We start from the raw sequence: 14,989 nt of genomic DNA on the forward strand, positions 1-14,989 counted from the left end.
GTTCATTTCCTCCCTATTCTGTTACGGATGCAACTTTTATGTAGTTTCCCTGTGCATCCTGCCCGTAGTATGTAAGTTCTCCAGTATCTGCATTGAAAATTCCAATGTCGTATTTGCTCCTGCTTAAAATTTCATCCGAGAACTCAAGCAGATAGCAGTCTGCTCCATCCGGACATAATGCTGCAATCCTGCTGTCCACATTATCCGGATCAATTACGGAAGCAAACCAGTCAATTCCGGAATAGTCGATGCTGCCTGCCTGACCCAGCGCCTCTGACTTCGTCGAACTGAACAGCCCGCATGCCATTTCTCTGGATGCAGAGTTAAATGTACTGGAACTGTAACCGGACATACTGATTTCCGGATTGAAGAATAAAATCAGCTCTGCCGCCACTGAGGAATCTACGTCAATCATTCCCAGTCGCTCTAACTGCTCCTGTTTTGCCGGATACATTCCGGTCGGGGTATTTGGATGACCTTTGTAATAATAAACATACTCATCCCCGTAATAAAGCATTGTCAGTCTTGCATAGTTTTCAAATGTCTCTTCGTTGTATGCATAAGTACCTAAAAGCATCATGGATTTCTTATTCTGAATTTCGGATTCCGCAAAATATCCATCATTAAAATCATACAAGGCTTTAAAGGCATTTACGGTTCCCTCGCCTTTTGCCTGAAGATCCTGGAGCATTGTGTTAACATTTTTCACTGTCACATCTGCTTTGATCTTCTCGGCAAAAGCATTATTGTCCCCGCTGGTGAACAGATTGTTTCGTGCTACCCACCATTCGGTTCCAGGTTCGCACGCAAGCACTGCGTACATACAGTCCCAACGCTTATGCCATCCCCATTCCGTTGCAACCTTTCCAGTCTCGTAGGCATCCTGTTTTGCACTCTTCCATTCATTAATCAGCTGCTGATGTTTTGCGGAAGGATCTGACACATTATAAGTCTTATTCATAATGTTGAAGGTTCCGGAACCATCCGACATCATTGTAATTGTATATTGCTTATCCGGAATCCGGTTTGCATAAATCAGTGAATGAATCAGGGTACAGGTAATATCATTAATATACAGGTTAAACCTGGAATCCGGACTTACCTCATACAAATCCTTGACATACTGTGCATACATGCTGTAATTATATGTCTTCTGCATCTGTTCATCTGTAAGATAAGGCATTCCATAAACACCTTCCGGAAGCTGATCCCAGTTATACGCTGAAGGTCTGTCCAGCATTACAATCGTTGGAATTGTTTTTCCTGTCTCCGGAGAAGTGGTAATATCCCACAGGGACAGTGAAAAGTATACAACCGGGAAGGATGCGGAAACCGGTGCCAGGTTATATTCGCCTGCCTTTACGCCTGCGATCTGCTCTTCGGCTTCTATAATTTTCCCATTCTTTTTATAAGAAATTGAAACATAATACTTTCCGTAGTAGCCCACATTCATGTTGAATCCGGCGGATGATATACTGTTCAGATCCACTTCTTTCTTTACCTGACGGACAGTATTCCCCCGATATTTCATTGCTGCGGTTACTTCTATACTTGTAGCCTTTCCGGACTTTTTGAGCTGGTCAAGCTTATTCGGTCTTATATTAATTGATGTGGAATCTCCAATCTGTCCAATCTTCGTTCCCCATCCGGTTGTAATGTATGGATGGTCTGTCGAGCCGGGTGCTTTCGCGCCTTTTTCTACCATCTGAATTTCAATGGCTTCCATCCGTTTGGATAATCCTGTTGTTCCGGCAATCTCTCCATTTTTTGCCCAGTCAAGCCAGCCATAATCCTGCACGTGAACTCTGTAATACAGATCATATTGATCTGACACGGTTCCCGTCAGCCGGATCTGAAGCGCTTCCAGACGGAGTGATTTCCCAACACTTCCACTGACAGCTCCATTTTTCGTCCATTTATTTTCCCAGCCAAGATTCTGCACATGTGTACGGTATTCTACTTCTCCGGCAACATCCGCATTATTGATCTGAACTTTAATTGCTTCCAGGCGTTTTGCTTTTCCCTTTGTTCCGCTCATCGCCCCGTCGTTGACATAATTCTCCCAGCCGAGATCCTGTACATGAGACATATAGCGGATCATCATTTTCACATACGGTGTATCCGTTTTTCCAGGAGCCTTTTCTCCCTTTTTCACAAGCTGAATCTGAATTGCTTCCAGCCTGAGATTCAAACCGGAAGTTCCTGCGCTTTCTCCGTTTTTCGCCCAGTCAAGCCAGCCGTAATTCTGTGCATGGACTCTGTAATACACATCATACTGTTCGGCTATTTCTCCACTTAAGCGGATCTGTATAGCTTCCAGGCGAAGTGCTTTCCCTGTTGTCCCGCTCAGTGTTCCATTAGACTTCCATTCTTTTTCCCATCCGATATTCTGAATATGAGTCCGGTACTCTATATTTCCAGAAGGAGCTTCACTGTCCAGGCGAATCTTGATTCCTTCCAGGCGTCTGTATTTTCCAACTGTTCCACTGACTGCCCCATCTGCTGCTGAACTCTGCCATCCTGCCGTCTGAACATGAGTACTGTAGTTGACAAGTGGATGCACATAGGCATTTTCTGTAGTGCCTGGTGCCTTTCCTCCTTTATCGACAAGCTGGATCTGAATTGCTTCCAGACGTTTTGACTTCCCGGACGTTCCTGCATTTTCACCGTTCTTAGCCCATCCAAGCCAGCCATAGTCCTGCGCATGAACACGGTAGTAAACATCATACTGTTCGGCAGCCTCCCCGGTCAGCCGGATCTGAATTGCCTCCAGACGCTTTGCCTCACCTTCTGTTCCGCTCAAAGCGCCGTCTGCCTTCCATCCATTCTCCCATCCATACTTCTGAATATGAGAACGATACTGAATGCCGCCCGATACACCTTCCAGCTTAATTTCGATCGCTTCCATACGCCTGTACTCTCCGACCGTTCCGCCCAGAGCTCCGTCTGCTGCTTCTTTCAACCAGCCTTTATCCTGTATATGCGTTCTGTATACTACATGTGCTCCCGCTGCTCTTTCAGTCTCCGCCGTTTTAGTCTGCTGCTCTTCCGGAGCTGCTGCTTTTGCAGCCTCTTCTGATGTTTCCGGAGTACTGTTCTCCTGCTCCTGAGTTTCCTCTGCAGCCGGCCTGGTCTCGTCTGAAGGCTGAGTCTCCGAAATCGTTTCTTCCTGAACATCGTCTTGCGACTCTGCCGGCAGTGCTTCCTCTCCGGAAGTCATATCCTGTGATTCTTCCGGCTCTTCCGAAGTTTCACTGTTCAGACTGCTTCCTTCTTCTGTGCCGTCCTGCTGCACGTCTTCCTGCATGGTATCTGTCTGAACTTCAGTCTGCCCATTCGGAGTTTCCTCGGCGTAAACCGGGACAGATGACAAACACAGTGCTGCGCATAAAGATGCTGCAAGCATTCTCTTTAACTTCGTTCTAATCATTCCCTCATCTCTCCATTCCTAAGCAAAATTCCTGCTAACTTATTATAACGTACTTCTACCGGAACTACAAATCTTTCTGTGGCTTTATCCGGCCTTTTTTCAGATTTGGTTCCAGCCAGTTCTTCTGCGCGTATTCCCAGAGCACAGAAGCGCCCTCGCCCGTCCGTGCATTTCTTTTCATAATCTGGTCTATTGACACTTCGTGCTCTACCCATGCCTTCCCATCTGTAGCCGCATTGAGCATCATCGGCTGAAGATTGTCCATGGTCCGCGCAAATTTTGCTTCCGGTGTTTCTCTTGCCTCAAATTCCTTCCACAATTCCATCAGGTAATTACCCTGTTCCTCCGGAAGCAGCCCGAAGATCCGCTCAGCCGCTTTTTCTTCTCTTTCTTTCTGCGTCTTCTTGGCTTCTTCATCGTAGGCGTAGGTGTCTCCTGCATCAATTTCTACAATATCATGAATCAGAAGCATCGAAATCGTTCGGAGAACATCGATTTTTTCATTGGAATATCCGCTTAAGAGCAGTACCATAATCGCCATGTGCCATGCATGTTCTGCATCATTTTCTTTTCTCTCACCGTCCGTCAGATACGTCTGGCGTCCGATAAACTTTTCTTTGTCAATCTCTCTGATAAAATCAAACAGCTGATCTAATGCTTTATCCATCTTCGCTTCTCCCTGTCCAGTTCTCTCTGATTTGTGATCCGCACCACTTTGGATCCATACTTTCGCATCACACGTTGATACTCCATTTTTGCCTTCCCGCTTCTTCCCTGATAAAGAATCCAGAAAACAAATTCCAGATCCAGTTTCTCTGTACATCCTTCTGTGATGGAGGATCTCGTTTTTCCACGATACCTTCTTGCCCGTTTCCATGCCCGGTAAAGACAGACAAGTCTTGGAAAATCAAGGAAAAGAATGCGGTCTGCTTCCTGCATCCTGCGCTCGTATTCCATACTGTGATAGTTCCCGTCAATCACCCAGGAATCATGACTGTCAAGAAATTCCCTGACTATTTTCTGTTCCTCTTCTTTCGGACGTTCTATCCATCCGGGCAGCCAGTGAACCTTATCCAGATGAAGAAGCGGAAGTCTTCTCTTTTTGGCAATCCATGCCGCGATGGTAGATTTTCCGCAGCCGCTGTGTCCGATAACCGCTACCTTCAAGCTTTTTCCCTTCTTTCCTTTTCCATAGTTCTTCTTTTGCTACAGTATATTTTATCTGAAATTTCCCCTGATGTAAATGTCGGATCTTCACCAAAAAAAGAGAAGCTTCGACTTCTTTTGAAAGTCCTGCTTCTCTTCTTTTTTATTCTTCTGTCTTCCAGATTTCACATGTCCGGCATCCGTTTACCGTAAGCATCCGCTCCGGTTTTTCCAGATAGATTCTGGTTGTCATTACCACTTCTCCATCATTTACAAAAATCTCTGCAATCGAATTATCAATCAGCACAAGTGCATGACTGATTTCCGATGCCGTCCGCCCGATCCGTATGGCTCTTCCTCCGCCGCAGGCAGATGGCTCTCCCTTTTTATTTAAGAATGTCATTTGGATGCGGTCTGCTTCCATATGAATCGTCAAACCATTCTCTTCCGTTCCAATCCGGATTTCTGCCGGGATTCCTTCCTGCAATGCAGTTTCGATTTTTACCATCTCTCTTCCAAAACGGCAAAGGGTCCCTTCTTCTCTTTTCCAGGATAGTGTATCGATCTCACGTACCGGCATCTGGTATACCGCTCCGTTTTCTATATGAAGTTCTCTTGGTATCGTCAGGCAGTGCTGCCATCCATTCTGTACAGACAGATTCCGGTGCGTCTCAATGGTATCCGGCACTCCGCCCCATCCGACCAGAATTCTCCGTCCGTTCTCATCCTCGAATGACTGAGGTGCATAAAAGTCAAATCCCAGATCCCATTCCTGAAAGGTTTTTTCCGGAGTTTCACCGTTTGTCAGAATCGAATAGCCGGACTGATACAGATTCTGGAAGCGTTCCGGTTCCGCAGGGAGTCCCTGTGGACAGTAGGAAAGAATTTTCTCTCCATCCAGTTCAAACAGATCCGGACATTCCCACATGTAGCCAAAATTTTCTTCCGGTAGAATCTCATGATCCAGCTTCCATTGTTTCTTATTATCCGAAACATAGACCAGCGCACAGCCGGTATCACGGCGTCTGTCACCATCGAAATCCCGTTTTCTTGCGCCAAGAATCATGTAGTAATGCCCCTGATCTTTCCATACTTTCGGATCCCGGATATGTGCTGTCATGTCTTCCGGATAATCTTTCATTCCAAGAAGAACCGTTTTTTCTGACATATGCTGTCCATCTTTTGAACTTACCATCAGCTGGCTGGAAATTCTTCCTTCATCAATATAGTCATAGTCACCCGGCAGTTTGACATTTCCGGTATAAAAAAGATACATCGTTCCATCTTCTATCAGTGCAGATCCGGAATACACTCCGCTTCGGTCTTCCGGCCGGTCTGTCGTAAGAACCGGATCCTGATACTGCCAGTGCAGCAGATCCTGACTGGTACAATGCCCCCAGAAACCTCCTCCGCCATTCACACTGAGCGGTGAATACTGAAAGTGCGCCTCCGATTGCTCCGCCGATACATCCGCCAATCAGTGGATAACGGTATCTTAAATTCACACCAAACAGTGCCGGCTCCGTAATTCCAAACAGTACGGAAATAAAACTTGGAATACATAATTCTTTTGCCTTTGCATCTTTTAAATTTCTTGCAAGATATCCAAGTACTGCTCCGCCCTGTGCGATGATCGCTACAGACATCAGCGGATTTAAAAAGTTCCTTCCGGTATCGACAAGAAGCTGCGATTCTATCGCGCCAAATACGTGATGAAGGCCGGTAATAACGATCAACTGCTGCACTCCTGAAAATGCCGCGTATCCGATCACTCCAAGGTTCTGGGTCATCCATACAAGTACGCTCGTAATTCCATTTGCAAGTCCTCTTCCTACCGGTCCGATAATCATAAACAGAAGGAAGGAGCTGACAAGTGTTATCAAAAGTGGTGATACAAGCAGACGGATCACTTCCGGTACTTTCTTCTCAAAGAAAATATCCAGCTTTGCAGTGACAACACCGATCAGCAGCGCCACGATAATACCACCCTGGAAACCGATCAGGTCGACCGGAAGTCCAAAAATATGGAGCGTAGTTACTTCCACCGTTCCCTGTGCTGCCGCGCTGGCATCTGCCAGACTGTTTGTCAGCATGATACAACCGATTACAATACCCATAATCGGTCTTCCGCCAAACCGCTTGACCGTACTGTACGCAACGCACAGCGGCAGGAATCCGAAGATCGCACCGGAGGAAATATTAATCAGCCGTGCAATTCCATAAAGGGTTGCGTTGTCTTCCACAATCTGCAGATTTCCAAGTACACTGGAAAGTCCGGTTAAAAGAGCTGCTGCCAGGATTCCCGGCATGATTTCAATAAATACATCAGAAAGAGCCTTGACTGCTCTCTGCAGTGGATTCATCCTCTTATTTGCTTTTGTTTTCAGATCTCCAAGGCTCATACTGTCCATATGGATAGATTCTGCAAGTACCTGACATACATCATTTACCAGCCCTGCTCCAAAAATGATCTGAAGCTGATCCCCTGCCACAAACACACCTTTTACCAGGTCCATATCTTCAATCGCCTTGATATCTGCCTTATCATTGTCTTCCAGAACAAGTCTCAGACGTGTCGCGCAGTGGGCAATCCCTAAAATATTGTTTCGTCCGCCCGAAAGTCTGACAAGTTCGGATGATATGTTTTCATATCGTTGTCTTTTTCCCGCAATCTCGACGCCATGATCTATACCTGCGGTTTTGAAACCTGTGTGCCGTCCCACAGTTATGGCCCTGTTGTGCGCAGCGGCTATCTGATTCATTATATTTTAAAAGGAAAAGGCATTTATAAAACAGACGGACATCTTTACCATCTTTCCGAGGGAGATGCCTTTCTGATCCGTCCCAATACGCTGATTTACTACGAGGCGGATAAGTACGATCCATGGACCTATACCTGGATTGGCTTCCAGGGTATCAAGATCGAAGAGTATCTGAAACGAACCTCTCTTCTGGAAACGCCTTATTTCCACTACGGAAAGGACGACCGTGTCAGACTGTGCCACGAAAAAATGTTTGAAGCGTACCAGCTTCCGGAAAACCGCGACCTCATGATGAACAGCATCCTTTATGAATATCTTTACCTCCTGGCGAGTAAATTCCCACGGGCATACATCCCGCCGAAAGAAAAAAAGATCTCTTATGTGGAGGAGGCACTGCGCTATATTGAGAATAATTACGCCCATCCTGTCAATATTCAGGTCATCGCCGACCATCTGAATATTGAACGCACTTATCTTTACCGCCTGTTCAAAGATATCACCGGCAGTTCTCCTCAGGAATATCTGCTTGACTACCGGATCCGGCGAGCCTGCACACTGTTAAAAGATACCGACCTTATAATCAACGATATTGCCAGATCTGTCGGATATGATGATGCGCTCTACTTTTCCCGTCTCTTCAAACAGAAAAAGGGCCGTACCCCGACCCAATATCGAAAAGAGAAGAAAGGCTGATGTCCTTCTTCTCTTTGTTCCTTATGCTGTATGGTACACGATCTTTTCAAGCTTTCCGACCCTCTCCTGCAGATCAGATACATTTTCTACAAGAAGGTGAATCGTCCCCGTCTCCATCTGAATTCCATTTACTAATTTTGTTAGATTGTCGATCTTCATATCCAGACGGTTGTAATGCTTCGTACTGATTTCCTGGACACGATCCACCTCTTCCAGGATACTATTTTCCAACTCCCGTCCCTTTATATCCATTCTGGCTATCAGGTCATCCCGAAGCTTTTGGTTCTGTTCATCCATTCTGATTGTCAGGTCATCCCGAAGCTTTTGGTTCTGTTCATCCATTCTGATTGTCAGGTCATCCCGAAGCTTTTGATTCTGTTCATCCATTCTGGTTGTCAGGTCATCCCGAAGCTTTTGATTCTGTTCATCCATTCTTACTACAAGTTCGTCTCTGAGTTTCTGATTCTGCTCGTCCATTCTTGCTACGAGTCGATCTTCCAGATTTCGATTCTGCTCGTCCATTCTTGCCACGAGCCGGCTTTCCATATTCTGGTTCTGCTCATCCATTCGGGCCACAAGCCGGCTTTCCATATTCTGGTTCTGCTCATCCATTCGGGCCACAAGCCGGCTTTCCATATTCTGGTTCTGCTCATCCATTCGGGTTACGAGACGGTCTTCCAGGCTCCGGTTCTGCTCATCCATTCGGGTTACGAGACGATCTTCCAGGCTCCGGTTCTGCTCATCCATTCTGGTTATCAGCCGGTCTTCCATACCAAACATCAAATTTTGAATACTTTGTAAATCTTCCTGTGTTAATGCCATTTTTCTCTCCCCTTTCTCCCCCTCTACTAGTTATTAAGTATAGCATACTGTTTGATACCTGTCTATTTTCCTTCATTACAATTTTTTCATCATCCAGTATGCATCTGCATAGGTGCCGTCCAAATATTTCATATTATCAGGCAGCTTTCCGTACATCTGAAAGCCAATGCTTTCATAAAGACGAATTGCTCTTTGATTGTCAGCAACTACTTCCAGTTCCATCTGTTCGTATCCTTTTTCCTTTGCAATCTCCAGAAGTTTTTCGATCATGGCACGTCCGATTCCCATGCCTGTGTATTTCTGGTAAAGCGCAATACCCATCGTTGCTCGGTGTCGATAGCGGGATGTCGGAACTCCGGAAAAGGAGCAGTTTCCTATGTAGATTTCATTCAAGAAAGCAAGAAGCATCAGATCTGTTTGAGAATCATTTGTTCTTTTTATAAACTGTTCTTCCTGCTCTACTGTCATTTGGATTTCCTCCGGTTCTTTTGCAAGAAATCTGGTTTCCGCACAGGTCTTTTTCAGATAGTCAATCAACATCTGTGCATCCTGCTCCGTGGCAGTCCGTAAGACAATCTCCTGTCCTTTTGCGTGAATTGTCATTTCTGGAACTCTCATTGATCTACGCCCCTTCCCTTTTCTCATCTAAGAAACGGAAATTTCCGCCATTTTTTCTTCGATCTCTTTCTCACCTGCCTGCATGGCACGAAGTGTTTTATCGAACAGATCGTTTAATTCCCATCCAAGCTGCTCTGCTCCTGTCCGGATAATTTCTCTGGAGCATCCGGCCGCAAACCGTTTGTCTTTAAATTTCTTCTTCACACTGGATACTTCCATATCTGACACACTTTTCGATGGACGCATCAGAGCTGCCGCCCAAATCAGTCCGGTCAATTCATCTGCTGCAAAAAGCACTTTTTCCATCTCATGCACCGGCTCCACATCACTGCACACACCATATCCGTGGGAGCAGACCGAATGAATCAGCTCCTTACTTGCTCCTCCCTTTTCCAGAAGTTCCGGCGCTTTCTTACAGTGTTCTTCCGGAAACTGTTCAAAATCAATATCGTGAAGCAGACCGACGATTCCCCAGTATTCTTTCTCCTCTCCATATCCGAGTTCCTCTGCATACCAGCGCATAACAGTCTCCACGGTAACCGCATGACGGAGATGAAACTCCTCCTGATTATAAGTTTTTAAAAGATTCCACGCTTCTTCTCTTGTAAGATTGCTTTCCATTTCTTTTCTCCTCCCTTTTACTTCCTGACTTATTTTATTCTAAATTTCAAATTAAACATTACTGTCGTCCAGATACCATTTTAACTCCTTTGCCGGAACAATCGTATACTGTCCCGGTCCTTCTCCGGTTCTCATAATGACATTTCGTATCCCTGCCTGAATGATGCTTCTAGCACACAGCGGACACGGATTCGCCTTATGAATCGAATTATCTTCCGGATTGACACCGGCTTCCCTTTTTCCGGTTTTACCATGCGAATACACCCCCTTTACTTTCGTAATGCAAAATCGCTGGCTTCCTTTATCCAGTCCATTAATTCGTCATCCACTTCCTCCACACTGGAAATCAGCACATGATGTGTCCATCTGTTCGGATATGGTTCCGTAGCTGCATCAATTCTTGACGACTCCACTTTGTACTCCAGACCAAAAGTCACAACAAGCCATGGATCCGGCCTGTCCTTTGCCTTTCGCACTTTTACAAACGAAACACAAGCAAAAAAGCGCTTATTAATAAAGGAAATCTGTGTCTTTTGCACTTTCATCTGCACACCCGGAATTTCATCCAGAATCCGCTCTTTGAGTTTCTCATATAATGGAAGCGCATTCGGATATTTCTCAAAAAACAAAAGTTCTGCATCATTCATGTTTTTCTCTCCTCCCCTGGTGTTACAATGTCCCAAAATATCCAGCCGTATGATTGCCCATTGTCAATATCCCATCCTTCTGATACTTCGCAAACAGATCCCGCAGTGCTTTCAGATATTCCTGATAACGTGCATCTCCTTCTTTCAGCGAATAGGAGCCGGACAGGCTTCTGCTGATAAACGTCTCTTCTGAGTAATAAAGCGGATTTGCAAACTCTATGTACTGATATCTGTCATCAAAAAATGCCCGGATTCGTTCATCGTCTTTCTGAATTCCGCCGCTGTACCCTTTGAAATCCGGACAGTAGTTCCGGTAGATTTCGTATGCCTCCTGATTCAGTTGGTCGTTCATATCCCTCACATTCCAGATCAGAAAGACCTTTCCGCCGGGCTTCAGGATTCTCCGGCACTCCTTTGCAAAAGCCGGCACATCAAACCAGTGAAATGCCTGGGCGGTTGTGACGAAATCAGCGGAATGATCTTCCAGAGTGGTTCCGGCTTCTGTTCCTTTTACCGGGTAGAACCGCACAAATCTGGAAAGTTCTTCCACTGCCTTTTCCTTCATATCATCGTTTGGCTCTACACCATACACAGTACACCCGCGTTCCAGCAACTGTCCTGCAAATTTTCCGGTACCGGACCCGATATCTGCAATAACCGAGTCACTGGAAAATCCATAATCCCGGAACAATGCCTCCACAAATTCCTGCGCATATACCGGCCTGCCCACAACATAATCCTGCGCCCGCCCGTCAAACTTCTGCAATGTACTTCTCATAACTGGACCTCCCTTTTGGTTCACTTCTGCTGCTTTTCTATCTATTATACTGGAAAGTAAAACTTCTGTATAGCAAAAGAACCCTGACATTGCAGGATTCTTTTCGTTGCTTATTGTAATTTTGCGAGTGTCTTCTTAAATCGGAAATAAAACAGTATTGCTGTAAATGTAACGGCAATGATATCGGCAATCGGTTCTGCCATGTAGACTGCTTTTACCGGATCGGATGACAGAAGCACCGGCATCAGATAGATCAGCGGAATCAGCAGTATGAATTTTCTTACTACCGCAACTACGATAGATTCCACTGCATTTCCCAGCGCATTAAAGGTCATCTGACATGCAATCTGTATTCCGAAAATCAATGTCGCCGCCATATAAATACGAAGTGCGGTTTTTGTAAATTCCATCAGTTCCGGATCTGTTGTAAACATTGCGGCAAATGCCTGCGGGAACAGCATAATCAGAAGCCACAAAAGCACAGAATATGCCAGACTGACTTTCAGAAGCAGCTTATACGTTGCCCGTACCCTGTCCACGTTTTTGGATCCGTAGTTATAACTGATAATCGGCTGCGCGCCCTGTCCAAGACCCTGAAGCGGAAGCATTACAAACTGCATAACACTGGTCAGAATGGTCATCGCTCCAACTGCAATGTCTCCTCCGTATTTCTGGAGGGAAGAGTTAAAGCACACAGAAATAACACTTTCACTTGCCTGCATTACGAAAACCGAGGTACCAAGTGCAAGACATGGAAGCACAATTTTAGGCTGTATGCCGATATTTTTCCGGCGGATTTTCAGTGTTGTTTTCTTTCCGCAGAGGAAATGTACGACCCAGATACAGGAAAGTGCCTGAGAAATAATTGTCGCAAGGGCAGCTCCCCGGACATCCATATTAAATCCGAAAATAAAGACCGGATCCAGGATAATATTGGTAACTGCACCGATCAGTACAGAAAGCATTCCCGTCTTTGCAAATCCCTGAGCAGTGATAAAGGAATTCATTCCCAGTGTTACTTCTACAAACAGGGTTCCAAGTGCGTAGATATTCATATAGCTTACGCCATAGTCAATCGTATTCTCACTTGCGCCAAATGCCATCAGGAAGTCTCTGTTCCAGATCAGAAGAACCACTGTCAGGATAATGGAAATAATAATCTGAAGCGTAAAGCAGTTTCCCAGGATCTTTTCTGCTGCTTCATTATCTTTTCTTCCCATTGCGATAGATGCTCTGGGAGCACCACCGTAACCTACAAGTGCCGCAAAAGCAGACACAATCAGAATCAGAGGCATGCATACCCCGACTCCCGTCAGAGCTGTCGCTCCGATCTCCGGAATATGTCCGATGTACATTCGGTCTACGATATTGTAAAGCATATTGATCAGCTGGGCAGCAACCGTGGGAAGTGCCAGTCTTAGCAGAAGCTTCCCGACCGGTTCCCTGCCTAGAAATTCTTTCTCGTCATTCATGGTCATACCCTCTTTCTTCTCCGATTTTCACATTTTCAAGAATACGCCCTTTCAGGTGAATATAAGTTTCATATTCTTCTTCTGAAAATCCATCCAACAGTTGAGCCGCATAGGACTCCTGCACTTGTTGAACATCATACATAATCGGCTGCGCATCTTCTGTTAAAATCAGATGTACTTTCCGCCTGTCTTTTTGATCCGGATTTCGTTCCAGAAGCCCTTTTTGAATCAAAAGTTCCGCTCCTTTTGAAACAGCTGCTTTAGAAAGCATCCTGAATTCTACAATATCCGCCGCTGTATCTTTCATGGGATGATTTTTCAAAAAAGCTATAATATCTACCTCTACCATCGATAAGCCATATTTTCTGCATACATTTTTCATCATTTTTTCATATAGCCGCAACATACTTCGAAGTCCGTTCCATAGTTCTCCGAATTTATACATGATTTCACCTCCCGGTTCATTTTTAGCGAAAATAATAGTTCACTAAGAAACCGTTTCTCAGTGAACTATTATAGTACGGTAATTTCATTTGTCAACAGACTCTGTCAGATTTTTTCAAAATCTTCCGCCCCATGCTTGCAAATCGGACAGATAAAATCTGCCGGAAGTTCCTCTCCTTCATAAATATATCCGCATATCCGGCATCTCCATCCGGTCTTTTTTGTTGTTTCCGCTTTTGGTTTTATCACATTTTGATAATATGCATAGGTTGCAGACGGGCTTTCCGATATTACTTCGCCATCTTCCACCTCTGCAAGAAAAAGCGTATGCGATCCCAGATCTATCGACTGAATTACTTTAGCTGAAAGCCATGCATTCGTTCCTTCGGTAATCACATACAGTCCATTTTCTTTCCGTTGAACATTTTGAAAATCTTCGAATTTATCCTTGTCTTTTCCACTTTGAAACCCAAAATGCCGGAACAGATCAAATGAAGCCTGTTCAGAAATCACGGAAACACTAAATTTTCCTGTATGAAGAATCATATCATGTGTGTAGTTTTCCTTGTTCACTGCGAGAGAAATTCTATTAGGTGATGAGGTCACCTGCATTACCGTATTGGTAATACATCCATTATCCTTTTCCCCCTCCTTTGCAGTTACAACAAAGAGCCCATAGCTTAATCGATACATTGCCTTTTTATCCATTTTTCCTCCTTATCTCCCGGCAGTTTCCGGGTACTTCTGCATAAATACTGCTGCAGCTCCGGCCAGATTGGCATCTTTCCGATAACTGCATACTCTTACATCCGGAACAATAACTTTTGTCCCTGCAGCTTTTTCCACCTCCTTCGCAAGATCCTGAAGATATTTCTGCACTTCATCCGAAAAGTTTTCGCGGCTGCTGATTCCTCCGCCCAGCAAAATTCTCTCAGGATCATAAACATGCTGAATATTATAAATTCCTTCGGCAAGCTTTCTGTAAAAGCAGGAAACGGCAGCCCGGCAGACGGAATCATTCTTTTCCGCTTCCTCAAACACCCGTCTTCCATCCCATTCCTGATCTGGATAAACCTTCCGGACTCTTCGCACAAGTGACATTGTAGAAGCCTGTAAAGAAAACGTACTAAGCTTTCCCTCGTCATCTCTCATCACCATACAACCAAATTCCCCGCCATACAAATGTGAACCATGACAGATTTTTCCATCTATCACGACTGCTCCGCCAATCCCCGTACCGCATACTACAAAAGCCAGATTTTTACATCCTCTCCCGTTTCCAAAAGTTACTTCGGCCATAGCGGCACAATTTGCATCATTTTCAATACTTGCCGGCAGTCCGAAGCATTTCTGAAGTTCCTCCAATATCAATACATACCAGTAAATTTTTCATTCTTTCCTCCCTTGTTTCCTTACTTTTATGGTTAGATTGTACCACATTTTCGTTTTCTTATCTATCCGCAACGTTTCTTTTCAACTTTTGAGTTTCCCTTTTTTGTTTGCATATTTATGCTCTTTTTCTACGTTTTTTCAAATGTGTCTTTCTTCATCAATCG

Annotated in this window: 15 protein-coding genes and 1 pseudogene; 1 reads left to right on the top strand and 15 read right to left on the bottom strand. The window is 44.9% G+C overall.

Annotated features, from left to right (window positions below; genetic code table 11):
• Nucleotides 1-13: 13 nt before the first annotated feature.
• From FGQ85_RS03710 to FGQ85_RS03730, 5 genes and pseudogenes are all read right to left on the bottom strand, one after another.
• Nucleotides 14-3,430 (bottom strand): hypothetical protein, encoded by a 3,417-nt coding sequence (locus FGQ85_RS03710; RefSeq protein ID WP_138372689.1) that lies wholly within the window; start codon nt 3,428-3,430, stop codon nt 14-16.
• A gap of 64 nt (nt 3,431-3,494) precedes the next feature.
• The gene (locus FGQ85_RS03715; protein WP_087168936.1) at nt 3,495-4,097 is read right to left on the bottom strand and encodes an HD domain-containing protein; all 603 of its coding nucleotides are present in this window, start codon (nt 4,095-4,097) and stop codon (nt 3,495-3,497) included.
• Nucleotides 4,082-4,597, bottom strand: a complete 516-nt coding sequence (locus FGQ85_RS03720; RefSeq protein WP_138372690.1) for a topology modulation protein — start codon at nt 4,595-4,597, stop codon at nt 4,082-4,084. Before FGQ85_RS03720 ends, FGQ85_RS03715 begins: the two co-directional genes overlap by 16 nt.
• A 142-nt stretch (nt 4,598-4,739) precedes the next feature.
• Complete coding sequence (locus FGQ85_RS03725; protein WP_243128479.1) at nt 4,740-5,996, bottom strand: glycoside hydrolase family 32 protein; 1,257 nt, start codon at nt 5,994-5,996, stop codon at nt 4,740-4,742.
• Nucleotides 5,997-6,045: 49 nt separating this feature from the next.
• Nucleotides 6,046-7,338, bottom strand: a pseudogene (locus tag FGQ85_RS03730) (PTS transporter subunit EIIC); the annotation flags it as partial.
• Here FGQ85_RS03730 and FGQ85_RS03735 point away from each other — a divergent pair.
• Entirely contained in the window at nt 7,258-8,031 is a 774-nt protein-coding gene (locus FGQ85_RS03735) for an AraC family transcriptional regulator (protein ID WP_138372693.1), read from the top strand. The pseudogene FGQ85_RS03730 and the gene FGQ85_RS03735 overlap by 81 nt on opposite strands.
• A gap of 21 nt (nt 8,032-8,052) precedes the next feature.
• Here FGQ85_RS03735 and FGQ85_RS03740 read toward each other — a convergent pair whose 3' ends face one another.
• From FGQ85_RS03740 to FGQ85_RS03785, 10 genes are all read right to left on the bottom strand, one after another.
• Nucleotides 8,053-8,853, bottom strand: a complete 801-nt coding sequence (locus FGQ85_RS03740) for a hypothetical protein (RefSeq protein ID WP_138372694.1) — start codon at nt 8,851-8,853, stop codon at nt 8,053-8,055.
• Nucleotides 8,854-8,928: 75 nt separating this feature from the next.
• Nucleotides 8,929-9,471, bottom strand: coding sequence for a GNAT family protein (locus FGQ85_RS03745; RefSeq protein ID WP_138372695.1), 543 nt, complete (start codon nt 9,469-9,471; stop codon nt 8,929-8,931).
• A 27-nt stretch (nt 9,472-9,498) separates the two neighbouring features.
• Nucleotides 9,499-10,092, bottom strand: coding sequence for an HD domain-containing protein (locus FGQ85_RS03750; protein WP_138372696.1), 594 nt, complete (start codon nt 10,090-10,092; stop codon nt 9,499-9,501).
• Nucleotides 10,093-10,143: 51 nt separating this feature from the next.
• A complete protein-coding gene (locus FGQ85_RS03755) occupies nt 10,144-10,356 on the bottom strand; it encodes a hypothetical protein (protein ID WP_138372697.1) in 213 nt (70 codons plus the stop codon).
• A 5-nt stretch (nt 10,357-10,361) separates the two neighbouring features.
• A complete protein-coding gene (locus tag FGQ85_RS03760; protein ID WP_138372698.1) occupies nt 10,362-10,739 on the bottom strand; it encodes a DUF5655 domain-containing protein in 378 nt (125 codons plus the stop codon).
• A 22-nt stretch (nt 10,740-10,761) separates the two neighbouring features.
• Nucleotides 10,762-11,517: a class I SAM-dependent methyltransferase gene (locus FGQ85_RS03765; protein WP_138372699.1), complete on the bottom strand. Its 756-nt coding sequence runs from the start codon at nt 11,515-11,517 to the stop codon at nt 10,762-10,764.
• Nucleotides 11,518-11,627: 110 nt separating this feature from the next.
• Complete coding sequence (locus tag FGQ85_RS03770; protein ID WP_138372700.1) at nt 11,628-12,989, bottom strand: MATE family efflux transporter; 1,362 nt, start codon at nt 12,987-12,989, stop codon at nt 11,628-11,630.
• Entirely contained in the window at nt 12,982-13,434 is a 453-nt protein-coding gene (locus FGQ85_RS03775; protein ID WP_087167950.1) for a MarR family transcriptional regulator, read from the bottom strand. The genes FGQ85_RS03770 and FGQ85_RS03775 overlap by 8 nt, the downstream gene beginning before the upstream one ends.
• Before the next feature lie 104 nt (nt 13,435-13,538).
• Entirely contained in the window at nt 13,539-14,141 is a 603-nt protein-coding gene (locus FGQ85_RS03780) for a flavin reductase (RefSeq protein WP_138372701.1), read from the bottom strand.
• A gap of 9 nt (nt 14,142-14,150) precedes the next feature.
• Complete coding sequence (locus tag FGQ85_RS03785; RefSeq protein WP_171027875.1) at nt 14,151-14,798, bottom strand: ROK family protein; 648 nt, start codon at nt 14,796-14,798, stop codon at nt 14,151-14,153.
• Nucleotides 14,799-14,989: the final 191 nt, after the last annotated feature.

This window comes from Pseudoflavonifractor sp. BSD2780061688st1 E11, from assembly GCF_005844125.1.
GTDB lineage: Bacteria > Bacillota > Clostridia > Lachnospirales > Lachnospiraceae > Sellimonas > Sellimonas catena.

Bases quoted from the DNA above. Each gene is read 5' to 3' on its own strand.
- FGQ85_RS03750 (WP_138372696.1), bottom strand. From the start codon at position 10,092: ATGGAAAGCAATCTTACAAGAGAAGAAGCGTGGAATCTTTTAAAAACT.
- FGQ85_RS03765 (WP_138372699.1), bottom strand. From the start codon at position 11,517: ATGAGAAGTACATTGCAGAAGTTTGACGGGCGGGCGCAGGATTATGTT.
- FGQ85_RS03745 (WP_138372695.1), bottom strand. From the start codon at position 9,471: ATGAGAGTTCCAGAAATGACAATTCACGCAAAAGGACAGGAGATTGTC.
- FGQ85_RS03775 (WP_087167950.1), bottom strand. From the start codon at position 13,434: ATGTATAAATTCGGAGAACTATGGAACGGACTTCGAAGTATGTTGCGG.
- FGQ85_RS03760 (WP_138372698.1), bottom strand. From the start codon at position 10,739: ATGAATGATGCAGAACTTTTGTTTTTTGAGAAATATCCGAATGCGCTT.
- FGQ85_RS03740 (WP_138372694.1), bottom strand. From the start codon at position 8,853: ATGGCATTAACACAGGAAGATTTACAAAGTATTCAAAATTTGATGTTT.
- FGQ85_RS03710 (WP_138372689.1), bottom strand. From the start codon at position 3,430: ATGATTAGAACGAAGTTAAAGAGAATGCTTGCAGCATCTTTATGCGCA.
- FGQ85_RS03715 (WP_087168936.1), bottom strand. From the start codon at position 4,097: ATGGATAAAGCATTAGATCAGCTGTTTGATTTTATCAGAGAGATTGAC.
- FGQ85_RS03735 (WP_138372693.1), top strand. From the start codon at position 7,258: ATGATCTATACCTGCGGTTTTGAAACCTGTGTGCCGTCCCACAGTTAT.
- FGQ85_RS03780 (WP_138372701.1), bottom strand. From the start codon at position 14,141: ATGGATAAAAAGGCAATGTATCGATTAAGCTATGGGCTCTTTGTTGTA.
- FGQ85_RS03770 (WP_138372700.1), bottom strand. From the start codon at position 12,989: ATGAATGACGAGAAAGAATTTCTAGGCAGGGAACCGGTCGGGAAGCTT.